Origin of the sequence: Flavobacterium limicola, from assembly GCF_003634755.1 — a bacterium.
GTDB classification, from domain to species: domain Bacteria; phylum Bacteroidota; class Bacteroidia; order Flavobacteriales; family Flavobacteriaceae; genus Flavobacterium; species Flavobacterium limicola.
In genome coordinates, this window is the sequence record NZ_RBXA01000004.1 from 181,494 (window position 1) to 206,516 (window position 25,023).

Annotated in this window: 21 protein-coding genes; 6 read left to right on the forward strand and 15 right to left on the reverse strand. The window is 34.0% G+C overall.

Annotated elements, in window-relative coordinates; translation table 11 throughout:
• Positions 1-72: 72 nt before the first annotated feature.
• Positions 73-885 carry a 23S rRNA pseudouridine(2604) synthase RluF gene (gene rluF / locus BC952_RS13450; protein WP_091171715.1) on the forward strand — a complete coding sequence of 271 codons (813 nt, stop codon included), beginning with the start codon at positions 73-75 and terminating at the stop codon, positions 883-885.
• 47 nt (positions 886-932) lie between these two features.
• Here the strand turns inward: rluF and BC952_RS13455 are convergent, their stop codons facing one another.
• The 9 genes from BC952_RS13455 to argS all read right to left on the reverse strand — a co-directional run bounded on the left by BC952_RS13455 (position 933) and on the right by argS (position 9,539).
• Positions 933-2,321 (reverse strand): DUF4153 domain-containing protein, encoded by a 1,389-nt coding sequence (locus tag BC952_RS13455; RefSeq protein WP_121366134.1) that lies wholly within the window; start codon positions 2,319-2,321, stop codon positions 933-935.
• Between the two features lie 54 nt (positions 2,322-2,375).
• Positions 2,376-2,669 (reverse strand): winged helix-turn-helix domain-containing protein, encoded by a 294-nt coding sequence (locus BC952_RS13460; RefSeq protein WP_113666426.1) that lies wholly within the window; start codon positions 2,667-2,669, stop codon positions 2,376-2,378.
• 2 nt (positions 2,670-2,671) lie between these two features.
• Entirely contained in the window at positions 2,672-3,286 is a 615-nt protein-coding gene (locus tag BC952_RS13465) for a hypothetical protein (RefSeq protein WP_121366135.1), read from the reverse strand.
• Between the two features lie 142 nt (positions 3,287-3,428).
• A complete protein-coding gene (locus BC952_RS15150; protein WP_255409043.1) occupies positions 3,429-3,560 on the reverse strand; it encodes a hypothetical protein in 132 nt (43 codons plus the stop codon).
• A 77-nt stretch (positions 3,561-3,637) separates the two neighbouring features.
• Positions 3,638-4,564: a magnesium transporter CorA family protein gene (locus BC952_RS13470; RefSeq protein ID WP_121366136.1), complete on the reverse strand. Its 927-nt coding sequence runs from the start codon at positions 4,562-4,564 to the stop codon at positions 3,638-3,640.
• A gap of 222 nt (positions 4,565-4,786) precedes the next feature.
• Positions 4,787-5,668 (reverse strand): bifunctional 5,10-methylenetetrahydrofolate dehydrogenase/5,10-methenyltetrahydrofolate cyclohydrolase, encoded by an 882-nt coding sequence (locus BC952_RS13475; protein ID WP_121366137.1) that lies wholly within the window; start codon positions 5,666-5,668, stop codon positions 4,787-4,789.
• 78 nt (positions 5,669-5,746) lie between these two features.
• The gene (gene ffh / locus BC952_RS13480; protein WP_113635207.1) at positions 5,747-7,096 is read right to left on the reverse strand and encodes a signal recognition particle protein; all 1,350 of its coding nucleotides are present in this window, start codon (positions 7,094-7,096) and stop codon (positions 5,747-5,749) included.
• A gap of 126 nt (positions 7,097-7,222) precedes the next feature.
• On the reverse strand, positions 7,223-7,693 hold the full coding sequence (locus BC952_RS13485; protein WP_121366138.1) for a hypothetical protein: 471 nt from the start codon (positions 7,691-7,693) through the stop codon (positions 7,223-7,225).
• 67 nt (positions 7,694-7,760) lie between these two features.
• Complete coding sequence (gene argS, locus BC952_RS13490) at positions 7,761-9,539, reverse strand: arginine--tRNA ligase (RefSeq protein ID WP_121366139.1); 1,779 nt, start codon at positions 9,537-9,539, stop codon at positions 7,761-7,763.
• Between the two features lie 292 nt (positions 9,540-9,831).
• Between argS and BC952_RS13495 the strand changes: the two genes are divergently transcribed.
• Positions 9,832-12,243, forward strand: coding sequence for a TonB-dependent receptor (locus BC952_RS13495; protein ID WP_121366140.1), 2,412 nt, complete (start codon positions 9,832-9,834; stop codon positions 12,241-12,243).
• A 111-nt stretch (positions 12,244-12,354) separates the two neighbouring features.
• Here BC952_RS13495 and BC952_RS13500 read toward each other — a convergent pair whose 3' ends face one another.
• From BC952_RS13500 to BC952_RS13510, 3 genes are all read right to left on the reverse strand, one after another.
• Entirely contained in the window at positions 12,355-13,026 is a 672-nt protein-coding gene (locus BC952_RS13500; protein WP_121366141.1) for a copper homeostasis protein CutC, read from the reverse strand.
• Entirely contained in the window at positions 13,027-14,022 is a 996-nt protein-coding gene (locus BC952_RS13505; RefSeq protein WP_121366142.1) for an isoaspartyl peptidase/L-asparaginase family protein, read from the reverse strand.
• Between the two features lie 149 nt (positions 14,023-14,171).
• Positions 14,172-15,179, reverse strand: a complete 1,008-nt coding sequence (locus BC952_RS13510) for a 3-oxoacyl-ACP synthase III family protein (RefSeq protein ID WP_121366143.1) — start codon at positions 15,177-15,179, stop codon at positions 14,172-14,174.
• Between the two features lie 294 nt (positions 15,180-15,473).
• Between BC952_RS13510 and BC952_RS13515 the strand changes: the two genes are divergently transcribed.
• Positions 15,474-17,885 carry a S9 family peptidase gene (locus tag BC952_RS13515; protein WP_121366144.1) on the forward strand — a complete coding sequence of 804 codons (2,412 nt, stop codon included), beginning with the start codon at positions 15,474-15,476 and terminating at the stop codon, positions 17,883-17,885.
• 59 nt (positions 17,886-17,944) lie between these two features.
• On the opposite strand, the gene BC952_RS13520 is transcribed toward BC952_RS13515, so the two are convergent.
• From BC952_RS13520 to BC952_RS13530, 3 genes are all read right to left on the reverse strand, one after another.
• Positions 17,945-18,892 carry an ABC transporter ATP-binding protein gene (locus tag BC952_RS13520; protein WP_121366145.1) on the reverse strand — a complete coding sequence of 316 codons (948 nt, stop codon included), beginning with the start codon at positions 18,890-18,892 and terminating at the stop codon, positions 17,945-17,947.
• A 104-nt stretch (positions 18,893-18,996) separates the two neighbouring features.
• Positions 18,997-19,692: a YiaD family glycine zipper/OmpA-like lipoprotein gene (locus BC952_RS13525; RefSeq protein ID WP_121366146.1), complete on the reverse strand. Its 696-nt coding sequence runs from the start codon at positions 19,690-19,692 to the stop codon at positions 18,997-18,999.
• Between the two features lie 18 nt (positions 19,693-19,710).
• Complete coding sequence (locus BC952_RS13530) at positions 19,711-20,187, reverse strand: lipocalin family protein (protein WP_121366147.1); 477 nt, start codon at positions 20,185-20,187, stop codon at positions 19,711-19,713.
• Between the two features lie 179 nt (positions 20,188-20,366).
• Here BC952_RS13530 and htpG point away from each other — a divergent pair, with 179 nt between their 5' ends.
• The 3 genes from htpG (at position 20,367) to BC952_RS13545 (ending at position 25,004) form a co-directional block, all read left to right on the forward strand.
• Entirely contained in the window at positions 20,367-22,268 is a 1,902-nt protein-coding gene (gene htpG, locus BC952_RS13535; RefSeq protein WP_121366148.1) for a molecular chaperone HtpG, read from the forward strand.
• A 449-nt stretch (positions 22,269-22,717) separates the two neighbouring features.
• Positions 22,718-23,554: a hypothetical protein gene (locus tag BC952_RS13540; RefSeq protein ID WP_121366149.1), complete on the forward strand. Its 837-nt coding sequence runs from the start codon at positions 22,718-22,720 to the stop codon at positions 23,552-23,554.
• 193 nt (positions 23,555-23,747) lie between these two features.
• Positions 23,748-25,004 carry a PIN domain-containing protein gene (locus tag BC952_RS13545; RefSeq protein WP_121366150.1) on the forward strand — a complete coding sequence of 419 codons (1,257 nt, stop codon included), beginning with the start codon at positions 23,748-23,750 and terminating at the stop codon, positions 25,002-25,004.
• Positions 25,005-25,023 lie beyond the last annotated feature (19 nt).

Consider the following 25,023-nt stretch of genomic DNA (forward strand, 5'->3'; position numbering starts at 1 on the left):
AACTTACCTTTCTAACAATCCAAAAATTTAAGAAGTCTAAAATCTAACAAACAAATTCATTACTTTTGCAGTATGGAAGAAAATTTAAAACGCCTCAATAAATTCATAGGAGAAACTGGTTATTGTTCCCGCCGCGAAGCTGATAAAATCATTGAAGAAGGTCGTGTGACTATCAATGGAGTCGTTCCGGAATTGGGCACAAAAGTTTCACCGAATGACGAAGTGCGTATTGACGGTAAACTAATCCGTGAGCAAAATGAGAAACCGGTTTATCTTGCTTTCTATAAACCTGTAGGAATCGAATGTACCACAAACCTTGATGTTCGCAATAATATTGTGGATTACATCAATTATCCGAAACGAATTTTTCCTATCGGACGATTAGACAAAGCCAGTGAAGGATTAATTTTTATGACCAATGACGGCGATATCGTCAATAAAATTTTAAGAGCTCGAAACAATCACGAAAAAGAATATACGGTAACCGTAAACAAACCCATCACCGATCGTTTCATCGAAAGAATGGGCAATGGAGTTCCTATTTTAGATACCGTTACCCGAAAATGTAAAGTGGAACAAATCAGCAAATTCACTTTCAAAATTATCTTAACACAAGGTTTAAACCGTCAAATCCGTAGGATGACCGAATATTTAGGGTATGATGTTACGGCGCTTAAACGCATCAGAATCATCAATATTTCACTGGATGTTCCCGTTGGTAGATACCGCGATTTGACTGATGCCGAAATCAAAGAATTAAACGAATTGATTGAACCTTCGAGCAAAACAGAAGAAGCCAGTTTACCGAAAACAGAAGCCCCAAAAAGAAGAACGGAATTTATCAAAAGAGATGATCCCAGATTTAAAGGACGAGGAGATTATTAAAAAATACAAATCCCATCTGCCACGGCCGATGGGATTTTTCATTTGCACTATTTCTCAACCTTTATAAACTCATAATATAATGCTTTTGACAAAAAGGACCTTGATTGCATTCGACTAATCTCCTTCTCTCTTGAAATTTCAATGTACTGTCCATCTAATTTATTTTGTAAAAAATAGTCTCGACGCACTTCATCATTAAAGTTTAGTCCTGATAAAAATATTGGTTCTACTCCTTTGTTTACTGAAATATTATAATTGGTAATCAGATTTCCCCAATTCACAAAACTGCACAAAAGAATCGTTCCATAGAAATACCAAATCATTTGATTGAAAAGAAAAGCATTCGTTTTTTGCTTGGTAATTTTTACAAAAGAAATAACCAATCCAATAATTGATAAAATCAAGAAAGCATAAACACCTAACCTTTTATAAGTCAATCCAAAAAAAGAAACATATTCTGAGTTTTTAATAATTGTACTAATGATTAAAACTCCGTTTAAGAAAATCCAAATCTTGGCTAACTTTTTAAGGTTTTTAGCTTTTTTATCAAAATTAAATCCTCCTTTAAAATAAAATAAAATAACGCCAACTGCCATTATGATTGAAAAAATAACGGCATTCACTCTTTCGTGTGTATCAGAACTTAAGTTAGATTTTTTTACAACCTCAAAAAACTGTTCGTAATTATAAGTCGCAATGAAAACCAAAAGAAGCACATTCAAAAGAAACAACGTAATCTCTCCACTTCTTCTTTCAAAATCAATATCCAGAAATGAAAATGAATTTTGATTTTGTGTTTTGGCGTCTTCCTTAAAATCATTGTCCAGTAAATCATTCTTTTCATAAAAAACCTCAGGAATCCAATAATTCCAGAAAGTGAACGAAATAAAAAATCCTAAAGCGGTCAGTACAAATACTTGCCACGCATCGATATCTAAATAATAATCCGTGAACAAAGAGGAAAAATGATCGCTCCCAAAAGAATATACAATTAAAAACAATCCAAGAAAAACAACTGGTATAACAAAATAAGCAATCAGTTTTTTAGCAAAACCGCTGTTGACTTTTCGCTTCGGAAGATATTGACTAAACATCAATATACGACCTAACGAAGCGATACCGTTCATTAATACTAAAGGAAGAGTTTGTAACAATTTAAGTTTTGGTTCCTGGGTTTTGAATTGTAAAAAGATAATCGACAAAACCATGGCAAAAAAAGATGGAAAATCTCCGTACCAAGCAAATGCAAAGCATGACAGAACCGATGTAACAACTAAAATCAGATGTGCCCTACTGGTAATTTTCTCTTGAAAGAAATAACATATTAAGGCGGTTTGCATCATCCCGAAAATGGCCCAATTGAGACCCAAATCTTCCTTGTAAAAAAGCAGAGTAAAAACCAAACTGCTGACTAAAATAAAATGTAGTTTTTTCATAATTAATAATTTAAAAGTACTTTGTATTTCAAAGTATAAAGTTAAAAAAAAGGGTTATTTAGATTTAATTAATTTTTCAAGACTATTCAAGTGTGAAATAAAAGCAGTTCTGCCAATATTGGTAACTCGATACGACGTTTTTGGTTTTTTACCAACAAATTCTTTTTTTACTTCTATGTATCCAGATTTTTCTAACGCCGAAGAATGACTTGCTAAATTTCCATCAGTGATATTCAATAAAGATTTCATTTCAGTAAAATCAATCCAGTCGTTTACCATCAGAACAGACATAATGCCTAATCTAACCCTACTTTCGAAATCTTTATTTAATTTGTCAATGATTCCCATTTCTATTTGTATTTTTTGAACACAATTATTCCGTAAAGAATATGCAAAATTCCAAATCCAATTGCCCAAAAAACAAGACCAAAACCAAGATAAAAAAGCGAAATACATCCTAGAACAATCTCACAAGCGCCTAAATATCTAATGTCAGAAAAAGTATATTTCCCCGCATTAATAAGTGCTAACCCATAAAACAATAGAGTAACAGGAGCAATAAGAGCAAATAATTGATGGTATAAAAGTGCTACACAAAATACGCCTCCAACCAGTAAAGGAATTGCTAGATTCAATACCATTTTTTTAGTAGTATTCGTCCAAACCGGTAAATCAAACTTTTTACTTTTTCTCAAAGTAAAGAATATACCCGACCCCAAAGCTAAGACTAAAATTCCGCAAGCAACGAAAACTAATTCGATTATTAAATCATAGCTATACATCTTTTGCTTTCCATCAAAATATTCAATACCACTATTTTTAAATAATTGATACGCATAAACTGACCCGGCTAATGCGAAAAAGCCCGCAAATATTCCTGAAAGGCCACTTAACGAAATGAATCTGGAAGAGCGCTCCATCATGGAACGAATATGCGATAAATCTTCTTGAATTTTTTGACTCATAAATAAAGTACTTTGAGTTACAAAGTTATTTATTATTTTTAGATTTCAAAACAGAAAGCGAATTATTTTAATAAATATTTATTAAAATAATTCGCTTTCTGTTTAAAAAAAGATTGGTATAAAAGATTCGTTTGCTCAGAATCTATTTTGAGCCTGCTTCCCAACCTCTTTGAATCTCTCCAATAGTAGAATCCCAGTCGTAAATTGTCAGTATGATAAAAAGAGTAGCAAATCCTAAGAAAAACATTAGTACGTCTCTGTTTGAAATTTTCATTTTTATAGTATTTAATTATTTATTTAAATATATAAAATTAATTGAATCCAAAACCAAAAAAGTAAGATTAATATTAATTAAAACCATCTTTTTCTTTTGAATAAAAACACACCAAAAGCAGATAACAAAACAGATACTGTAATAACAATCCATATTCCATAGCGATTATCTTCTAAATCATTAGGTACATTCATTCCATATAAACTGGCAATTAATGTTGGAATCATCAGAATAATCGAAATAGAAGTCATCTGCTTCATGATTGTATTCATATTATTAGAAATCACAGAAGCATACGCATCCATAGTTCCCGTTAAGATGTCACTGTAAATATTTGTAGTTTCTTGTGCCTGACGCAATTCAATTTCAACATCTTCCAATAAATCCGAGTCAAAATGCTCTTTTTGGGATTTAATGTTCTTGATTCGGTGCAACAAAATATCGTTCCCTTTCAAGGAAGTCATAAAGAATACCAAACATTTTTCTATTTGAAGTAACGCCTGCAACTCTTCATTTTTAATTGACTTTTCTAAATTGTCCTCGGCTAATTTTATTTTTTGATTGACTTGCTTTAAGTATTTCAAAAACCAAACACTGGACGACAGCAATAACTTCAACACTAAATCAAAGTTGTCTTTAATGTTGATATTCTTGCGTTTGGTGTAAGTAACGAAATCCGTAAGCATTTCCGTTTTATGAAAACTGATGGTGATGCAAACTTCTCCTTTAAAAACAACCCCGACAGGAATTGTATGAAAAGGCAACTTCACATCGTTACTCTTTACAGGAATTCGCATGATAATCAAAGTCCAACCATTTTCAATTTCTATCCTTGGTCTTTCGTCAATATCTTCAATGTCGTTATAAAATGCTTCGGGAATTTGTAATTCTTCGAGTAAATATTTTTTTTCTGCTTCGGTAGGACATTCAATATTAATCCAGCAGTTTGGAGTCCAATCAGCAGTGGCAATTAATCCGTTATTGTTTTTATAAAAAGCTCTCATTTCAAAATTCTATAGGTTTATGTATAGCCTCTTGAAAAAGTCAAGTGCTATATTAGTTCAACATTTCCGAATAATAATCGTCCATTTTAAAGGTCTTTTTTAAGTGGTGCAAAAGTATTCTTTAAATTCCGTTTCAGCATCAATTATCAGAATTTTATACATTTTTTTAAATAAAAAAGCCTTAAACGTATGTTTAAGGCTTTCAATCAGAACTATTATTCTCTATTTATTTCTTTTCATTTCTCTTGCCAAAAGCGTATTTTTCAACAACATTGCAATGGTCATAGGTCCTACTCCACCTGGAACCGGAGTAATAAATGATGATTTTTTACTTACATTTTCAAAATCAACATCACCCGTGATTACATATCCTTTTTCGTTACTTTCATCAGGAACACGAGTAATACCTACGTCAATAACCACAACTCCATCTTTTACCATATTTGCTTTCAGGTAATTTGGAACACCTAGAGCCGTAATAATGATATCCGCCTGAATGGTAATTTCCTCAATATTTTTAGTGTAGCTGTGCGTCAAAGTAACTGTTGAATTTCCAGGAAAACCTTTTCTTCCCATCAAAATACTCATTGGTCTTCCCACAATGTGGCTACGACCTATTACTACAGTGTGTTTTCCTTTGGTTTCTACACCATATCTTTCTAACAATTCTAAAATTCCGAAAGGTGTTGCAGGAATAAAAGTAGTCATGTCTAAAGCCATTTTTCCAAAATTCTCAGGATGAAATCCATCGACATCTTTGCTTGGATCTACCGCCATCAATACTTTTTGCTCATCAATTTGTTCCGGAAGCGGCAATTGAACGATAAATCCATCAATAGCATCATTCTCATTCAGTTCCTTAATTTTCTTTAGCAATTCAACTTCAGTAGTTGTACTTGGCATTTTTACTAAAGTAGATTCAAAACCTACTCTTTCACAAGCCTTTACTTTACTCCCTACATAAGTTAAACTTGCACCATCATTTCCAACAATTAGGGCTGCTAAATGAGGAACTTTCTCCCCATTGTCTTTCATTTTTTGTACTTCTACAGCGATTTCACTTTTAATATCCTCCGCTGTTTTTTTTCCGTCTAGTAGTTGCATTGTTATTGGGTTTAATATATTAAAGCCGAAAGTCTTAAAATCATTACAACTTTAAGACTTTCGACTTTTGACTCAATTTTATTTCATTCCTGGCATTCCGCCTTTCATACCGCCCATCATTTTCATCAGGTTTTTTCCTCCCGGGCCTTGCATCATTTTCATCATCTTGCTCATTTGGTCAAACTGCTTCATTAACTGATTCACCTGTTCGATTTTAGTTCCGGAACCTTTTGCAATTCTAGCTTTTCTTTTTACATCAATTAAAGCCGGCTTGCTTCTTTCAATTGGCGTCATCGAATGAATAATGGCTTCAATATGTTTGAAAGCATCGTCTTCTATCTCCACATCTTTCATGGCTTTTGAAGCACCTGGTATCATTCCAACCAAATCTTTCATATTACCCATTTTCTTTACTTGCTGAATTTGAGAAAGGAAATCATCAAAACCGAATTCGTTTTTGGCAATTTTCTTTTGGATTTTTCGTGCTTCTTCTTCGTCAAATTGCTCTTGAGCTCTTTCTACCAAAGACACAACATCTCCCATTCCCAAAATTCTTTCGGCCATACGAATTGGATAGAACACATCAATGGCGTCCATCTTTTCTCCTGTACCTACGAATTTAATTGGTTTATTAACAACCGATTTAATCGAAATTGCAGCTCCACCACGTGTATCACCATCTAATTTCGTTAAAATAACCCCATCAAAATTTAATCTTTCGTTGAAAGCTTTTGCTGTGTTTACAGCATCTTGACCTGTCATTGCATCCACAACAAATAAGGTTTCTTGCGGCTGAATGGCTTTATGAACGCGTTCTATTTCGTTCATCATTTCCTCATCAACAGCTAAACGACCTGCTGTATCGACAATCACTACATTGAATCCATTTGCTTTCGCATGTTTGATTGCGTTTTGAGCAATTTCTACCGGATTTTTATTTTCAGGTTCTGAATAAACCTCAACTCCAATCGAATCTCCAACTACATATAATTGTTGAATCGCCGCTGGACGGTAAATATCACAGGCTACCAAAAGTGGTTTCTTGTTCTTTTTTGTAAGAAGATAATTCGCTAGTTTCCCTGAGAAAGTTGTTTTCCCTGATCCTTGCAAACCAGCCATCAAAATAACTGTTGGATTTCCCGAAAGATTGATTCCGGCAACATCGCCACCCATTAATTCAGTCAGTTCATCTTTGACTAACTTCACCAATAATTGTCCCGGCTGAAGCGTTGTCAATACATCCTGTCCGATTGCTTTTTCTTTTACTTTAGTGGTAAAATCTTTGGCAATTTTAAAATTGACATCGGCGTCAAGTAAAGCACGACGTACTTCTTTCAAAGTTTCGGCTACGTTTACTTCAGTAATTTTTCCGTGTCCTTTTAATATATGAAAGGCTTTGTCTAGTTTATCGCTTAAATTATCGAACATAGTATTTATTTATTTTGAAATGCAAATTTAAGCATTTGATTTTGAAGTTGTATTCATAATATTATAAAAAAAACAGCCTTTTTAGACTGTTTTGAAGATGTATTTGGTGATTTAACTTAAAATAAACTAATTCTTTTCAAAAGTCAAATAATTCATTTCAGCATTACCATTCTTTAAAGCTCTTAATCGAACTTGTGTAGCAGTGATTTCAACAACATCCCATTCCTCAGATAATGCGACAAAAGTTAAAGGATTTGAAAACGAAATAGCAAAATCGATATCATTATTTGGATTATCATCCGCAATATCTGATTTTGTGATTGTCCATTTTCCGCTGTAATCTACATTGGAATTATCTGCCATTAAAATATTATTTGGGCCAAAAGTAAAATTATAGCCTAAAAAAGAACTCGATTTATTTGTTTTAGTATCCAAAAAATAAGTGACTTTCCAAGTTCCTTGATTTAAAGTCGCCAGTATACTTTCCGGACTTTTAGCTACAGTATTTGATACTACTGCGTCATCATCGCAACATGTACCTGCAATGTTTAGCAAAAAAACACAAAGCACAAACGGGAAAAGCACTATTTTTTTCATAATACATTAGTAATTTCGTTTAAAATTACTAAAAATATTATCTTTTCCGTATTAAAATCAACTTTATTTACATTCTTTCAGGAACACTAATTCCCAACAATTTAAATGAAGCTGCAATTGTATCGGCTACTTTTTTAGACAATTGAACACGGAAGATTTTCTTTTCTAAATCCTCTTCTCCTAGAATAGGAACCGCCTGATAAAACGAATTGTATTCACGAACTAAATCATATGTGAAATTTGCCAACAAAGCAGGACTGTGATGCTGTGCTGCATTTTGGATAACTTCAGGAAACAACTCTAATTGTTTTACCAGTTCTTTCTCTTTTTCGTGCAGCGTTGTCATTTTTGACTTATTCGAAAAGTCAAAATTTGCTTTACGAATAATAGATTGAATTCTGGCGTAGGTGTATTGAATAAACGGTCCCGTATTTCCTGCAAAATCTACCGATTCTTCCGGATTGAAAAGGATTCGCTTTTTAGGATCTACTTTCAAAATATAATATTTCAAAGCGCCTAAGCCTATGGTCTTATACAAAGTACTTTTTTCTTCGGAAGAATAAGTGTCTAATTTCCCTAAATCTTCTGCGATTTTCTGTGCTGTATCCGCCATTTCCTGCATTAAATCATCAGCGTCTACAACCGTTCCCTCTCTGCTTTTCATTTTACCGGAAGGCAAATCTACCATTCCGTATGACAAATGGAATAAATTTTTAGACCATTCAAAACCTAATTTTTTTAAGATAAGAAACAGCACTTTAAAGTGATAATCCTGCTCATTCCCAACGGTATAAACCATTCCGCCAACATCCGGATAATCCTTCACACGCTGAATCGCAGTTCCAATATCTTGTGTCATGTAAACCGCAGTACCATCTGAACGCAAAACAATTTTACGGTCTAAACCTTCATCTGTTAAATCAATCCAAACCGAACCGTCAGGATCTTTTTCGAAAACGCCTCTGTCCAAACCAATCTGAACGACATCTTTCCCTAATAAATACGTGTTACTTTCGTAATAAAAACAATCGAAATCAACACCTAAATTTTTATAAGTTGTAGAAAAACCATCATAAACCCATTGATTCATGGTTTTCCAAAGCGTGATTACTTGTTCGTCTCCTGCTTCCCATTTTAACAACATTTCCTGTGCTTCGAGAATTATTGGCGCTTGTTTTTTTGCTTCCTCTTCTGTTTTGCCGGCGCTCATTAATTGCGCCATTTCTTCTTTGTATGCTTTATCAAAAGCAACGTAATAATTTCCAACTAATTTATCTCCTTTTAAACCTGTTGATTCCGGCGTTTGTCCGTTTCCGAATTTTTGCCAAGCCAACATTGATTTGCAAATATGTATTCCTCTATCATTAATGATTTGAGTTTTATAGACTTTCTTACCCGAAGCTTTGATGATTTCTGCCACTGAATATCCCAAAAGATTATTACGTACGTGACCTAAATGCAAAGGTTTATTAGTATTTGGCGAAGAATATTCTACCATTACCGCTTTGTCTTCTGGATTTGGAGTAACGAAACCAAATTTAACATCATCTTTTATTACTCCGAAGAAATCCAAATAATACTTATCCGAAACAACAATATTCAAAAATCCGGAAACCACATTAAACCGACTTACCTCAGCTACATTTTCAACTAAATAGTTCCCAATTTTATTTCCCAATTCTACTGGATTACTTTTAACAACTTTCAACAAGGGGAAAATAACCATTGTAATATCTCCTTCAAATTCCTTGCGTGTTGTTTGAAATTCAACTTTATCAATCGTAACGTCGAATAAAACTTTTACAGCTTTTTCAATAGAGGGCGTAAGAATCTGTAGTAATGTCATTTCGTGTATTGGTTTTAAGGGGGCAAAGATAGTCATATTGCACTAATTTGAAAATTGGAAAACAAGATAATTTGCACCTAAAAATGAAGCTTTTAATATAGTTTGAGTTAGAAATCCATATTTTTTTCAAAAATTGATGTAACAAAATCGTTGTTGAGAAGTCTATTAAGTAAATTTTAATATTTCTTATTTGTTAAAAAATGTTAAATATTATTAAAAAAGGTATTGTGTTTAACATAGTATTATATAAAACAATACATTTGCTTCATCAATCATTTAAATCAAATCAATCATGAAACTTAAATTAATTTTAATCTGTTTAATCGGAACGTTGTTTTCGATGCAGGCACAAACTTCGGTCAAACCGACGATTCTGGAAAACACAGGAATTATTTCTGGAAAGATCACTGACAAAAAAACCAATGAACCTTTACCATACGTGAATATTGTGGTAAAAGAAAACAACAAAGTTATTACTGGTGAAATCACATCTGACAAAGGAACTTTTCAAATAAAAAATTTAGCCTTAAAAGATTACATTGTTGAAATCCAGTTTATGGGATATAAGACCATCACTAAAGCAATTTCACTGATAAACGACGCAAAAAATGCAAATCTGAACACGATTGCTATCGAAGAAGATGCCATTGAATTAAAGGGCGTAAATATAGTTGCTGAACGCTCTACTATTGAACAAAAAATTGACAGAAAAGTAATTAATGTAGGGAAAGATCTGACCACGGCAGGTGCAACTGCATCTGAAATTATGAATAATATTCCTTCTGTAAATGTAGATCAAGACGGAAAATTATCCTTGCGCGGCAACGAAAACGTACGTGTTCTGGTAGATGGACGTCCAAGTAATATTGAAGCTTCACAGTTGTTGAAACAAATTCCGTCCACTTCTATTAAGAAAATTGAATTAATCACGAATCCAAGTGCCAAATACAATCCAGAGGGAATGTCTGGGATCATCAACATTGTTTTACATAAAAATGCTAATGACGGATTTAATGCCAGCATCAATACGGGTCTGACTTTTGCACAAACACCAAAGATTAGCAATTCCCTAAACATGAATTACAGAACCGGTAAGGTGAACTTTTTCTCCACTTATGGAAATAATTTTGGTAAAAACTTCAATGAAGGGAACATTTCGAGGCTTGACGACAACTCCAATCAAATGTTTGATATTGTAAATGACAACAAATCTCATTTGTTCAAAATTGGAATGGATTACTATATCAATGACAAAAACACTATTTCTGCTTATACGAATCAAAACATATTTGTGGGCAATGGTATCGTGGATGTAAACATTGTAAATCCAAATGCCTCTCAAAATTTGCTATTAAATTCAAAATACTTTTCAGACAATACGGACGGAACTTATAATGTAGCGTTCAAACATTTAACGAAAAAAGAAGGTGAAACGCTGGATTTAGAAATAAATCACAGCATTTATTCTGAAAATCAAGATGCCAGTTTTCTAACTACTTTCAACAACCCAAATATACCAAGCAGTTCTTACACTGATAATCTGGGGGATAAAAGACAAAATTCAACCGTCAATTTGGATTATGTGAATCCGCTGAATGACAAGACTAATCTAGAGTTGGGTGCTGAAAGCAGAATTATACGAACAGAAAACAATTACATGACCAACAACAGTTCGCTATCAAATTCTGATTACAGCTATGATTTAGACATCTATTCTGCTTACGCTACATTTGGACAAAAATTCAAAAAAATAGGATATCAATTAGGTGCGCGTTTTGAAAGTTATAAAGTAAACGCAATGTTAAACGGCACTACCGCTTACAAAGATGATTATTTCACGGTCTATCCTTCCGCTTCGATGACTTATTCTCCTACTGAAAAAAATCAGTTTCAAATCAGTTTAAGCCGACGTGTAGACAGACCTAGTTTAGACCAAACCAAACCAATCAGAGAATTCAGCACACCTAGAATAACCTCCATTGGAAATCCTGAATTAGACCCGCAATTTACCACTTCAATTGAATTAAATTATACTAAAACAATTGCTAAAGGATCATTCAGTTCTGGTCTTTTTGTAAGAAGTATTTACAATGAAATCAACAGAATTCTCTATCCAGACCCACAAAATCAGGACCAACAAATCATGAGTTTTGACAACTTCGACAATAATACAGCCTATGGTTTTGAGGCCTCTTTAAATTACAAAATCAATAGTTGGTGGGACATACAACCGGCGATAGATTTTTCTAGCATTAATCAAAAAGGATTAGTTTCAGTACTTAATTCAACCACGAACACATTTGATTTGGTTTCCAAAGAAGTAACTGCATCAGCTTTCAACGCCCGTTTCAACAGTAATTTCAAAGCTACTAAAAGCCTTCGTTTCCTTTTATTCGGATTTTATCGTTCTGGAGTTGATGGTGTACAATTCAACGGTAAAGAAATGTATAAAATTGATACCGGTGGACGTTATTCATTCCTAAAAGACAAAGCTACTTTAAGCGTTCGTTTCAATGATATTTTCAATACGATGAAAGCTGGTTTTGATGGACAAAATCCATACCCGCAAGTAGGTCAGTTTACTTGGGAAAGTCAATCCGTTTATATTGGTTTCAACTACATCTTTGGAGCAGGGAAAAACAAAAACTTGCAGCGCAAACAAAGAGATAACAATACCAAACAAGATGGTGGAGGATTGTTTTAAACAAAAAATAAAATGCCTGAATAAAAATTAGTTTTAATAGTTAGTTACCAAAAGAAAAACCCGGAGTATGCCAACTCCGGGTTTTTTGATTTTAAAATACTTTCATGTGAATTATAAATGGGCTTTTAGGGCTTTAATTTCCTCTGGATTTGCTATTTCACTTGTATCAATAATTGCGGAAGAATGATAGAAAACAGCATTTGTTTTTTCTTTTAATAATCCAATATTGGTAGAACGCAACCCACCACCTGGCATTATTACAATTCGATTATTAGCCTTTTCTACTAAGGTTGCTAAGACATCAATACCGTCAACTACGTTTGTTATTTTTCCTGAAGTCAAAATGGTTTTAAAACCACATCCGATTAGCGATTCAAGTGCTTGGAATTTATTTTTTACACCATCAAAAGCACGATGAAACGTACACGAAAGTGGATTTGCCAAAGCCACTAATTCCGCATTTTGTTGTTCATTGATAGTTCCGTCTTCCTTCAAAATTCCAAAAACAAAACCATCAACCTGAAGTTTTTTCAATGCTAATATTTCTGATTTCATTTGTCCGAATTCAAAATCAGAATAAACAAAATCTCCACCACGAGGCCGAATCATGACATTCAAGTCAATAGCGACTTTATCACGAGCAGTTTTGGTAAGTTCTAAATCTGGCGTTGTTCCGCCTTCATTCCTATTGGCACATAATTCAATTCTATCGGCACCACTATTTTTAGCAATTATAGCCGATTCTAAATTGAAACAGGCAATTTCCAGTTGAGCTTTTTTCATTTATTTTAAAAAATAATCGGCATCGATTAATCGGTTTCCACTTGCATCATTCACAGCATAATTGAAACCGCCTTGAATACAATACGAGCCATATTCTCCTTTTTTATTTAATGCGATGAAACCAACTTGTATGTCTTTTAAATTTTTATTTCTTTTTCGGGTCAAATTTACTATTCGTGCCACCGCTTCCTCACAGGCTTTTTGTGGTGATTTTCCTTGTCGCATCAGCTCTACAACCAAATGACAACCTGAAATCCGAATCACTTCTTCTCCATGTCCTGTAGCTGTTGCGGCACCAATTTCATTATCAACGTACAAACCAGCCCCAATAATAGGTGAATCGCCCAAACGTCCATGCATTTTGAAAGCCATTCCGCTTGTCGTACACGCACCAGAAAGATTTCCATCAGCATCCAAAGCAATCATCCCGATGGTATCATGGTTTTCAATATTGGCAATCGGTTTGTACTGACTCGTTTTCAACCATTCCTTCCATTCTTTTTCGGATTCTTCCAATAACAAATTTTCTTTTACAAAACCTTGGGACAGCGCAAATTGCAAAGCGCCATCACCAACCAACATGACATGCGGTGATTTTTCCATCACAGCGCGAGCCACAGCAATGGGATGTTTTATAAATTCCAAACACCCTACTGAACCAATATTGGCGTTTTCATCCATAATACAAGCATCAAGCGTGACGCGGCCATCTCTATCCGGCCTTCCGCCATAACCCACGCTTCTTTCCGTTGGATCGCCTTCTGGAATTTTTACTCCTGCCTCGACAGCATCTAAGGCTCGACCGTTGTTTTTTAAAACTTCCCAAGCGGCTGCATTCGCTTGAATTCCAAAATTCCATGTAGAAAGCACAATGGGTTTCATGCCTTTTTTAGATGAAAAATCATTTTCTTCCTCTGGTTTCCCTTTGAATGAATGTAACGCCACAGCTGCGGAAGCAAAAGCTGCTGTTTTCAAAAAATTTCTACGGTTTGTCATTTTGATTGGATTAGTATTCTCTGCATCAATTTTGAACTATAAATATAATGGTTCGCCTTTAAATAAAAAAACCTGCACAATAATTTGCGCAGGCTTATACTTTTTATTCTGTAAGAATTAGAATCCACATCCAATTCCTTCAATACTTTTTACCATTTAATAATTGCACTTCCCCAAGTAAAACCACTTCCAAATGCTGCCAAAACAACAGTATCTCCTGATTTTATTTTGCCTTGTTCCCATGCTTCAGTTAAAGCAATTGGAATTGAAGCTGCGGTAGTATTACCATATTTCTGAATATTATTATATACTTGATCATCTGTCAAGTTGAATTTCTTTTGGATAAACTGTGAAATTCTCAAATTAGCCTGATGCGGAATCAACATATCAATATCCGAAACCTCCAGATTATTCGCTTGCAATCCTTCATTAATTACTTCGCTGAAACGAACTACAGCATTTTTAAATACGAATTGTCCATTCATATACGGGAAATAACTTTTATCATCAGGATCATTATCTGCTAAAATATCCGTTACCCAACGGCCTCCCATTCCTGGAGCTTTTACAATTAGTTCCTCAGCATGTTGCCCTTCAGAATGTAAATGTGTGGATAAAATCCCTTTTGTCAAATCTTCTTCTCTGCTCAAAACAGCTGCTCCTGCCCCATCTCCAAAAATTACCGAAACACCACGTCCACGAGTCGTCATGTCCAATCCGGTAGAATGAACCTCAGATCCAATAACTAATATGTTTTTATACATTCCAGTTTTTATATACTGATCTGCTACTGACAAAGCGTAAATAAATCCGGAACATTGATTTCTTACATCTAATGCGCCAACAGTTCTTAAACCCAAATCACGTTGCACCAAAACTCCGGGACCAGGGAAATAAAAATCAGGACTCAAAGTGGCAAAAACCACAAAATCGATATCTTCCTTAGCAACACCAGAACGTTCTATCGCAATTTTAGCCGCTTTCACGCCCATAGAAGTCGTTGTATCTTCTCCTTTTATAATGTGTCTTCGTTCTTGGATTCCAGTTCTTTCCTGAATCCACTCGTCATTGGTGTCTATAATTTTGGATAAATCGTCATTAGTCACTACGTTTTCGGGAACATAATAACCCAATCCTGCTATTTTTGAATGATACATATACTATTGTTATTTTATTAAAATACGAGTGCAAATTTAAAACATACTTGAAAATATGAGCTCACAAATTACCATTTTTTTAGCAATTTACAAGTTTTATGCCTTTTGTCAACCTTTACAGCCATCATCAGTCATAAAATTATGACAGAACACAACTAAAAATAAAACTGCAAGAAAGCAAACTCAAACCAATGCAAAAGTTAAAAAGAGTTTTTTGTTTCCAAATGTAACAACATTGAATTATTTTAGACCAATTATTGACACTGCCAACACTAATTTAAAATCATTCAAATTATGAAGTTAAAAATTCCATTTTTTTTATTTCTTGGACTAAGCTTAACCACTTATGCACAAGAAAACTTAACCTATCAAAAACCATCTCAATCCATTTTGGAATTGGCTGATTATGAAAGAGCGCCTTCGGTATCGATGGATACTAAAAAAGAATACATGTTGCTTACCTATAGAAATACCTATAAATCATTGGACGATTTAAACCAAGATGAATTGCGTTTGGGCGGATTGCGGATTAATCCAATTACAAATATTTCGAGTGCAGTTACGTATGTGAACAACCTGAAATTACGCAAAATAAAAGACAAAAATGAAGTACAGGTTGCAGGTTTACCAACAAATCCGCGTATCAGTACTATCGCTTGGTCACCAAATGATAAAAAAATCTCATTTTCGCACACTACCGCTTCTGGTGTTGAACTTTGGGTTATCGATGTTGCTTCGGCGAAAGCCACAAAATTAACAGAGGCTACTGTGAATGCGAATATTGGAAGTCCGTTCAGCTGGATGAACGACAACGAAACCATTTTGGTAAAAATGTTACCAAAAAATAGAGCAGCGCTTTTGGATGCCAAAAAAGATTTGCCAACCGGCCCGATAATTTCGAATGCTGACGGAGTGAAATCGCAAAACAGAACGTATCCGGATATGTTGAAAAACAAGAATGATGAAATCAATTTTGAAAACATCATGACTTCTGAATTGTACAAAGTAAACTTGAACGGAACAGCTACTTTGTTCAAAAAAGCTGATATGTATGCTGGAGAAAGCTTCTCTCCTGATGGAAATTATTTGATGCTGACTACGATTCAAAAACCATTTTCATATATCGTTCCGTTGAGTCGTTTTCCATCAAAATCTGTAGTTTATGATAAAGCCGGAAACGAAGTAAAAGTGGTAAATGAAGTGCCGCTTACTGAAATTATCCCTAAAGGTTTCATGGCAGTTCGAAAAGGAAAAAGAAACATGAGCTGGAGAGCGGACAAACCGGCAACATTAGCGTATGCTGAAGCTTTAGACGGTGGAGATCCTGCAAACAAAGTGGAATTCAGAGATGAAGTTTTTCTTTGGAACGCACCATTTGATGCAGCAGCTACTTCATTGGTAAAAACACCTCAACGTTACGACCGCATGATTTGGGGGAATGACAATGTTGCCATAATTTCAGATGAATGGTACGACACCCGTAATACCAAAACGTATATTATTAATCCATCTAATCCAAGTCAGGCTCCAAAAGTAATTTTCGACAGAAACTCACAGGATGTATATTCTGATCCGGGGAATTTTGAAACCAGAAAAAACGAATACAACAGATATGTTTTGGCTATCGAAAATGACAATGCGTATTTACTTGGCGATGGTTTTACTAAAAACGGTCAATTCCCTTTTATCAGTGAATTTAATTTGAAAACAGCACAAGCAAAACGTTTGTACACCTCAGCTTATACAGATAAAAAAGAAGATATTTTGGAGATTGAAGATTTCAAGAAAGGAACTGTTTTAGTTCAAATCCAGTCTAAAAATGAATACCCAAATTATTACCTTAGAAACATTAAACAAAAAAATAAACTAACGCCAATTACCGCATTCAAAAATCCTTTTGAAAGCATTAAAAACGTGAGTAAGGAAGTGATTAAATACAAGCGTAAAGATGGTGTTGAATTATCCGGAACGTTGTATCTACCTGTTGGTTATGACAAAGTTAAAAAAGAGAAAATGCCATTGTTGATTTGGGCCTATCCAGCAGAATACAAAGACAAAAATTCAGCGGGACAAAGCACACAAAACCCGAATGAATTCACATTTCCTAGTTATGGCTCGTTCGTATATTGGGTAACCAAAGGCTACGTCGTTCTTGATGACGCTGCTTTTCCTATCATTGGCGAAGGAACAACGGAACCAAATGATAATTTCATTACGCAATTAGTAGACAATGCAGAAGCAGCGATTAATGCTGTGGATGCTCTAGGATACATCAACAGAAAAAAAGTAGCTGTTGGTGGTCACTCGTATGGCGCTTTTATGACCGCTAATTTGTTGACACATTCTAACCTTTTTGCTTGCGGAATCGCCCGAAGTGGTGCTTATAACAGAACGTTGACTCCTTTTGGATTTCAAAGTGAGCAACGCAATTACTGGGAAACTCCTCAAGTGTATAATACAATGTCGCCATTCATGAATGCGGACAAAATGAAAACGCCAATGCTTTTAGTACACGGTGAAGCCGATAATAACCCGGGAACGTTCACGTTGCAAACCGAACGCTATTTTCAAGCTTTGAAAGGTTTAGGCGCTCCGGCAAGAATGGTGATTCTTCCAAAAGAAGCTCACGGTTATGTAACCAAAGAAAATATTTTGCATTTGCTTTGGGAACAAGATCAATTCTTAGAAAAATATTTGAAGAATTAATTCCAACTTGACATAAAAGCAAAACCCCGAAATCATATTGATTTCGGGGTTTTCTATTTTTACGATAACATCAAGAACACTTCCTGATTGAGTTCTAATTCCGAATCGTGTTCAAAGAAAATTGCTCTTCGTTCAAAAGCTGCTTTTACTAAATAATGACTTCCTTTGAAATAGCACTGCTTCACAACTGCTTTCATCAAGGCGTTGTCCACCACTTTTAATTGATGTGGATACAGCAAAAGTAAGGCATCTTCATCATCCTCAAGAGGTATTAACTGGGATAATTTCAATTCGTTTACTTCCCCAAAAAGAGATGCAATGTATTTATTAGCCGGGTTTTCATACAAGGATTTAGAATCTCCTTTTGCCACTACTTTTCCATTTTGAATTACAATTGTTTCATCAGAAAAAGACAACGCATCAGTACTGTCATGTGTAGCAATAATACAGGTAACGCCTTTGTCTTTTAAGTAGCGAAATAAATTGCGACGCAACGAATTCTTTCGGAAAGAATCAATTTGGCTAAAAGGTTCGTCCAGCAAAATAATTTCGGGTTCCAAAGCCAAAACTCTTGCCAAAGCCACTCGTTGTTGCTGTCCGCCACTTAGGAATTTCGCTTTTACTTTTGCGAAAGCAGTCATTTCGACCATATCCAATAATTCTTGAATACGGGCTTTCTTTTGTTCAGGATACATATTCGACAAGAATTTGCCCACATTTTCTTCGACGGTTATGTAAGGCATCAAATCGAAATCCTGCGCTAAGTATTTAATGTAATCTTCTCCCGGAACCAGATTATATTTAGGTCCCAAAATAGGTTTTTCATTATAGGTTATCGCTCCGCTATCCAAATCATACAATCCATATATTAGTTTAAGTAACGTACTTTTTCCGCAACCACTTTCACCAATAATTGCTGTATTTTCCCCTTTGGCAATTGTGAAACTAACATTTTCAATAACTGGTTTGTTAATATAAGTAAACGATATGTTTTTTATCTCTAGCATCATCTTTATTTAAAGCTGCAAATTTACGATGTTTAATTCAAATTTAGGCACAAAAAAGGGCTGCTTCTTGACGAAACAGCCCTAGTTTTTATAGTGTTTTTTGCTTAGTTTTTCACTTCAGCTTCTGCATCTTTAATCATTTTTTCATTTGCAGTAATAGCAAATTCAACACGACGGTTTTGACTTCTACCATCAACTGTTTCATTAGAAGCAATTGGATCAGCAATTCCTAAACCAGTAACTTGAAATCTACGAGAAGAAACTCCTTTGCTAGCTAAATAATTTTTAACCGCTGCAGCTCTTTCTCCTGAAAGTTTTAAGTTATAATCCGCTGGACCAGTACTGTCTGTATAACCATAAATCGTGATATCAGTATCAGGATATTCTGCGAAAACAGGAACTAATTTATCTAAATTAGCTTTTGCACCAGCAGTCAAAGAAGATTTGTTAGTATCAAAACGCACAGCATTTTCATTCAAAACCAATTTAATTCCTTCTCCAATACGAACTACTTCAGCTCCTGGAAGAACAGCATCAATTTCTCTTGCTTGTTTATCCATTTTGTTACCAATAACTCCACCGGCAACTCCACCAATAACACCACCTAATACTGCTCCCATTGCACCTTTACCACCTTTACCAAGGTTGTTCCCAAGAACACCTCCAAGTACAGCTCCTGCAACAGCACCAATACCTGCACCTCTTTGAGTTTTGTTAGTATTTTTTACCGCTTCACAGCTAGTAAACATTGAACCTATAACCATTATTGTTGCTATTGCAACTATCGAAATCTTTTTCATATCTGTATTTTTTACTTATTAATTAACTTTTTGAAACTGATACACAACATCAGTCATTTTTCCTGCAACATCAATTTTATCAATCAATTGAAAAGAAGATTCTGTTTGATTGGCTACATTTAAAACATATCCTTCTCTAACTTTTCTAGCTTTTTCTCCAGCATTAAGTACTTTTAACACAAATTGTCCGTCGTTGTTGATAAACCATGTAATTGGCGAGCTGAATGCCATACAATTTGCTTTTGTCAAAGCCATAGTTCCTTTATTATTATTCGAAACAAATTTCCAATTACTTCCTACGAAACATTCTGAATCTGCAATTTGAAAACTATTCACTTTTACATATTGTGAACCTGGATACGTTACAGAACTAATTACCCAATTTCCTTTCATGGCAACCTGAGATTTTCTATCGGTGTTTGTACTTGTCGCTGATGTTGACTTACATGCAAACATCAGAACCGCTAATGTGCATAATAAAATAACTTTTTTCATTTTCTTAAATTTAATGAATTAATACTTACACAAATATACGAAGCAATTAAACACGTTTGTTTCAGAATTAAATTATTTTATATCATAATTAACGCTTGCGACAATTTGTCACTTCCATTATAATTGGTATTACATTTGAAAGAATTACAACCATCAAAATAAACTAAAAAATTCATAATATGACAACAGGTAAAATTAATGTTTCGGTAGAAAACATCTTTCCCTTAATCAAGAAATTCTTATACAGCGATCACGAAATTTTCTTGCGTGAATTGATTTCGAACGGAACAGATGCAACACTTAAATTAAAGCATTTAACCAGCATTGGCGAAGCCAAAGTAGAATACGGAAACCCAATTATCGAAGTAAAAATCGATAAGGAAGGTAAAAAACTACACATTATCGATCAAGGTCTGGGAATGACTGCTGACGAAGTGGAGAAATACATCAACCAAGTAGCGTTTTCTGGTGCTGAAGAGTTTTTGGACAAATACAAAGATTCAGCTAAAGATTCCGGAATTATTGGACATTTTGGTCTTGGATTCTATTCTGCTTTCATGGTTGCCGAAAAAGTGGAAATCATCACTAAATCGTTCAAAGATGAACCCGCTGCACACTGGACTTGCGATGGAAGCCCGGAATTTACTTTAGAACCAGCTGACAAAACTTCTCGTGGAACAGAAATCATTTTGCATATCGCCGAAGATTCTTTGGAATTCTTGGAAGAATACAAAATCAAGGAACTGTTGAACAAGTACAATAAGTTCATGCCTATTCCAATTAAATTTGGAACCAAAAAAGAGAAAATCGAGCAAAAAAAGGGTGAAGAAGTTGCTGAAGAAGATAAAGACAAAACTTTTACGGAAGTTGAAGTAGACAACATCATCAACAACCCAAATCCGGCTTGGACTAAACAACCAACAGAATTATCTGCGGAAGATTACAAGAATTTCTACCATGAATTGTACCCAATGCAATTTGAAGAACCGTTATTCCACATTCATTTAAATGTAGATTATCCGTTCAACTTAACTGGTATTTTGTATTTCCCAAAATTAGGATCTGATTTACAAATTCAGAAAGACAAAATCCAGTTGTACCAAAATCAAGTGTACGTAACGGATAATGTAGAAGGAATTGTTCCTGAGTTTTTAATGATGCTGAAAGGTGTTGTGGATTCACCAGATATTCCATTGAACGTTTCTCGTTCTGGATTACAAGCAGATGCTGCGGTTAAGAAAATCTCTAATTACATCACGCGTAAAGTTGCGGATAAATTAAAATCGTTATTCACTGAAAACCGTGCAGATTTTGAACAAAAATGGAACGACATCAAAATCGTTTTAGAGTACGGAATGCTATCTGAAGATAAATTCTACGAAAAAGCAGGTGCGTTTGTTTTGTACCCAACAGTTGACGGTAAATATTTCACTTTAGAAGAATTAAAAGAAAATCTTGCTGCAAATCAAACGGACAAAGATGGAAAATTAGTGGTTTTATACGCTGGAAACAAAGAGGCGCAACACTCTTATATCGAAATTGCAAAAGACAAAGGATATGAAGTATTGTTACTGGATTCTCCGATCATCTCGCATTTAATTCAAAAAATTGAAGGCGATAACAGCAACATGACTTTCGTACGTGTGGATTCTGACCATATTGATAATTTAATCAAGAAAGAGGAAACGACTATTTCTAAATTATCTGAGGAAGAACAAACCAACTTGAAAACCGTTTTGGAAGCTATTGTTCCTAAACAAACCTATTCCGTTCAACTGGAAGCTTTAGATAGTAATGCTTCGCCATTCATCATCACGCAACCGGAATTTATGCGTAGAATGAAAGAAATGAGTCAATCAGGCGGTGGTGGAATGTTCGGAATGGGAAATATGCCGGAAATGTACAATTTAGTAGTCAATACTAACTCTGAATTGGCAACAAGCATCCTGAACAACAAAGACAAAGACGCTCAGGAAAGTTTGGTAAAACAAGCTCTTGACTTAGCTAAATTGTCCCAAAACCTTTTAAAAGGCGAAGCATTAACCGCTTTCGTGAAAAGAAGTTTTGAAATGATTAAATAAGCAGAGAACCCATTTTATGAAGTAAAATGGTGTGAATCGCTTATTCCGAACTTGCTTCGGAATATCCAACATACTAAAAGCTGTCCAACCTTGGGCAGCTTTTTTTTTGGAGCACAACGATTGTTTTTCAAAATCACTTCCCTCCCGCTATGCGCTGCAATTTTTGCTTTTGGCTTGCGCCACAGCAAAGGATTTTCACTGCTATCGGGGCTATTTAGAGCATTTTACGGTTATAACTTCATTTAGCAATAGGAGTAAATAAGCACTGTTTTGTAAAGGATTATTTATATATTTGTTTTAAGACTAAAGTATGACGTTTGTCAAACAAAGCAACCCGATTTTGGGTGTATAAGTCGGACATCGTCAGACCTATAAACTAGTTGGTGGCAACCGCAACGCATGACAAAAAAAACATTAAAACAAATATTTTAACTTAACCATTTAGCACAATGCAAAAAAGAGTATTAATGATTTGCTTATTTTTAAGTGTTTCAATTTCAGTATTTTCACAAAAAGTATCAGTCAGTAAAATTGATGAAAGTCGCTCAACCTCTGATAGTTCATTTGACAACAAATGTGAAATTGAATTAAAAATTTCAGGTGATGAAGTACGAAAATATAAATTTGTTAAAATATCAAAAATCACAAAGGTAACCGATGACCAAGATTTAGATTTAATTAATGAAGACCATAACGATTTTGAGTACAAGGAAATAGATGAAAATGCAAAAGTAGAAATAGAAACTAAAATACCCGCTCGAAAAGCAAAAGTAATCAAAGAATTATCAGGGGAATTAAGCCTTTATAGCCCAACAGTTGCTAATGGAGCGATAATTAGAATTACTAACTATCAAACAAAGACCAATATCAACTTATTGCCCAATGCCGTAGGAGTTCAAATAATGTATTTAACGAAAGAATCTTTGGAAAAATTCGCCAAGGAACAAAAACTAAAAAAAGAAGAAGAACTTAAAAAATTACCAGAAATAACCCGAAAAATGGCAGAAGGATTGATGAACGCATTTGAAGGTTTTTCTAATTCGAGCGATGACCCAAATCAAGCAACATTTTACGTTGAAGGAGACAAAACAAAATTGGTAGACTTATATTTTGAAGATGCGAATGGAAAGAGAATTGAACGAAATGGTCGTTATCAAAATAACAATATCGTTTCATACAGTTTAAATGAAAAACCTAATCCAAACTGGAAACTAGTATTAAACATTGAAACTGCAACCTCAGTAAAAAAAATACCTTTTAAATTATTGAATATAGAGTTACCTTAAAATCAATTTAGGACGATATATCACTCGAAAAAAGGGCAGCCACCAACACACGCTACAAGCAATTTGGGTATTAGGCTTAATGGAAAAATTGGTTTGTATTTGGATGATTTGGCAAATCCGAATAATGGGCTTAATTTAGTCCCAAACTGCTTGTAGCGCGGGAACGTTAGGCAATATTTTAAAACACGTAAGAATGAACTATATATTTTTAGACACAAATGTTTTCATTCATTTTAAAGATTTTGACCAAATTGATTGGAAAAATTTAATTAGTTCGGATGAAGATTTTTTGATCACAATTGTTCCAACTGTAATTGACGAACTTGATTCTCACAAGTATAATAAAAATCCAAAAATATCAAAACGTATTAAAAGAATTCTTCCTAAAATAGAAAACTATATAACAACCGATCAATTAGTAAAGTTAATTACATCAAGACCAAAAAATGAAACTTTTATTAATAATCAACTAAATAAAAATGAACAAGACGATTCTATTCTTGCATCAATCATAGAATTCAAAAGCATATTAAGTGAAAAGGATAATATTATATATATAACATATGATACTGGCCCAAGATTAAAAGCCAAAACTCTTTCTATTAATTGTTTAAAAATTGATGAATCATATCTTCTACCTAATGAGCCTGATGAAAATGAAAAAAGAAGTAAAGAATTAGAAAAAGAACTCAACAAGTTCAAAAACCAATCTCCAAAAGTGATTATAGGCTTTCTGGACAATGATAACTTTTATAAATGTGAGAGCAAAAAAGATTTAAAATCTAAAGAAATATTTATATCAGAATCGGTAAGTGAACTAAAAGAGAAATTTAACTATTTAGAAAAAATTGATTTTGAAAATAGTACAAATAATTTATTGAAAACTTTAAGTTTTCAAGCACTTAGTGATGATCAAATAAAACGTTATAACTCCGAATTAGATTTGTTTTTTGCTAAATATGAAGATTATTATTCTTCAATTTTTGATATGGTTTCATATGAAAACGAATGTATAGAAATTAAATTAATTATTCGTAATGATGGAACAGCACCAGGAGAAGATATTGACATAGAATTTCATTTTCCAGATGGTTTTGAATTACTAACAAAAAAAGGATTCCCAAAAACAATAAAGGAACCAGAAGCTCCTTACAAACCTAAAAATAAATTTGATTATCAACATAACAATATAAATTTCCCAGTTCTTTCTAATAACTATAAAACACCAATTTCAAATATCAATTTAAATGCTCCAACTATAAAAAAAACAAATAGTTATAATGTAGATTTCCATTTAAGGAATCTAAAACATAATCAATCATTTGAGTTTGAAACTTTATATTTGAAATATGATAATCGAGAGTTAGCAAAAAATTTTTGTATTGACTATAAAATAATGATTAGCAATTATCCCAAAGTAATTACTGGAAAACTGAATGTAATTGTTTAATAAAAAAACATCGCCTAAC

Excerpts from the sequence above, each read along its gene's own strand:
- BC952_RS15150 (WP_255409043.1), bottom strand. The coding sequence starts at position 3,560 with ATGAAAATTTCAAACAGAGACGTACTAATGTTTTTCTTAGGATTTGCT.
- BC952_RS13510 (WP_121366143.1), bottom strand. The coding sequence starts at position 15,179 with ATGTATCATTCAAAAATAGCAGGATTGGGTTATTATGTTCCCGAAAAC.
- BC952_RS13455 (WP_121366134.1), bottom strand. The coding sequence starts at position 2,321 with ATGAAAAAACTACATTTTATTTTAGTCAGCAGTTTGGTTTTTACTCTG.
- BC952_RS13525 (WP_121366146.1), bottom strand. The coding sequence starts at position 19,692 with ATGAAAAAGATTTCGATAGTTGCAATAGCAACAATAATGGTTATAGGT.
- argS (WP_121366139.1), bottom strand. The coding sequence starts at position 9,539 with ATGACATTACTACAGATTCTTACGCCCTCTATTGAAAAAGCTGTAAAA.
- BC952_RS13485 (WP_121366138.1), bottom strand. The coding sequence starts at position 7,693 with ATGAAAAAAATAGTGCTTTTCCCGTTTGTGCTTTGTGTTTTTTTGCTA.
- rluF (WP_091171715.1), top strand. The coding sequence starts at position 73 with ATGGAAGAAAATTTAAAACGCCTCAATAAATTCATAGGAGAAACTGGT.
- BC952_RS13540 (WP_121366149.1), top strand. The coding sequence starts at position 22,718 with ATGCAAAAAAGAGTATTAATGATTTGCTTATTTTTAAGTGTTTCAATT.
- BC952_RS13495 (WP_121366140.1), top strand. The coding sequence starts at position 9,832 with ATGAAACTTAAATTAATTTTAATCTGTTTAATCGGAACGTTGTTTTCG.
- ffh (WP_113635207.1), bottom strand. The coding sequence starts at position 7,096 with ATGTTCGATAATTTAAGCGATAAACTAGACAAAGCCTTTCATATATTA.
- BC952_RS13465 (WP_121366135.1), bottom strand. The coding sequence starts at position 3,286 with ATGAGTCAAAAAATTCAAGAAGATTTATCGCATATTCGTTCCATGATG.
- BC952_RS13515 (WP_121366144.1), top strand. The coding sequence starts at position 15,474 with ATGAAGTTAAAAATTCCATTTTTTTTATTTCTTGGACTAAGCTTAACC.
- BC952_RS13470 (WP_121366136.1), bottom strand. The coding sequence starts at position 4,564 with ATGAGAGCTTTTTATAAAAACAATAACGGATTAATTGCCACTGCTGAT.
- htpG (WP_121366148.1), top strand. The coding sequence starts at position 20,367 with ATGACAACAGGTAAAATTAATGTTTCGGTAGAAAACATCTTTCCCTTA.
- BC952_RS13500 (WP_121366141.1), bottom strand. The coding sequence starts at position 13,026 with ATGAAAAAAGCTCAACTGGAAATTGCCTGTTTCAATTTAGAATCGGCT.
- BC952_RS13520 (WP_121366145.1), bottom strand. The coding sequence starts at position 18,892 with ATGCTAGAGATAAAAAACATATCGTTTACTTATATTAACAAACCAGTT.
- BC952_RS13530 (WP_121366147.1), bottom strand. The coding sequence starts at position 20,187 with ATGAAAAAAGTTATTTTATTATGCACATTAGCGGTTCTGATGTTTGCA.
- BC952_RS13505 (WP_121366142.1), bottom strand. The coding sequence starts at position 14,022 with ATGACAAACCGTAGAAATTTTTTGAAAACAGCAGCTTTTGCTTCCGCA.
- BC952_RS13475 (WP_121366137.1), bottom strand. The coding sequence starts at position 5,668 with ATGCAACTACTAGACGGAAAAAAAACAGCGGAGGATATTAAAAGTGAA.
- BC952_RS13460 (WP_113666426.1), bottom strand. The coding sequence starts at position 2,669 with ATGGGAATCATTGACAAATTAAATAAAGATTTCGAAAGTAGGGTTAGA.
- BC952_RS13545 (WP_121366150.1), top strand. The coding sequence starts at position 23,748 with ATGAACTATATATTTTTAGACACAAATGTTTTCATTCATTTTAAAGAT.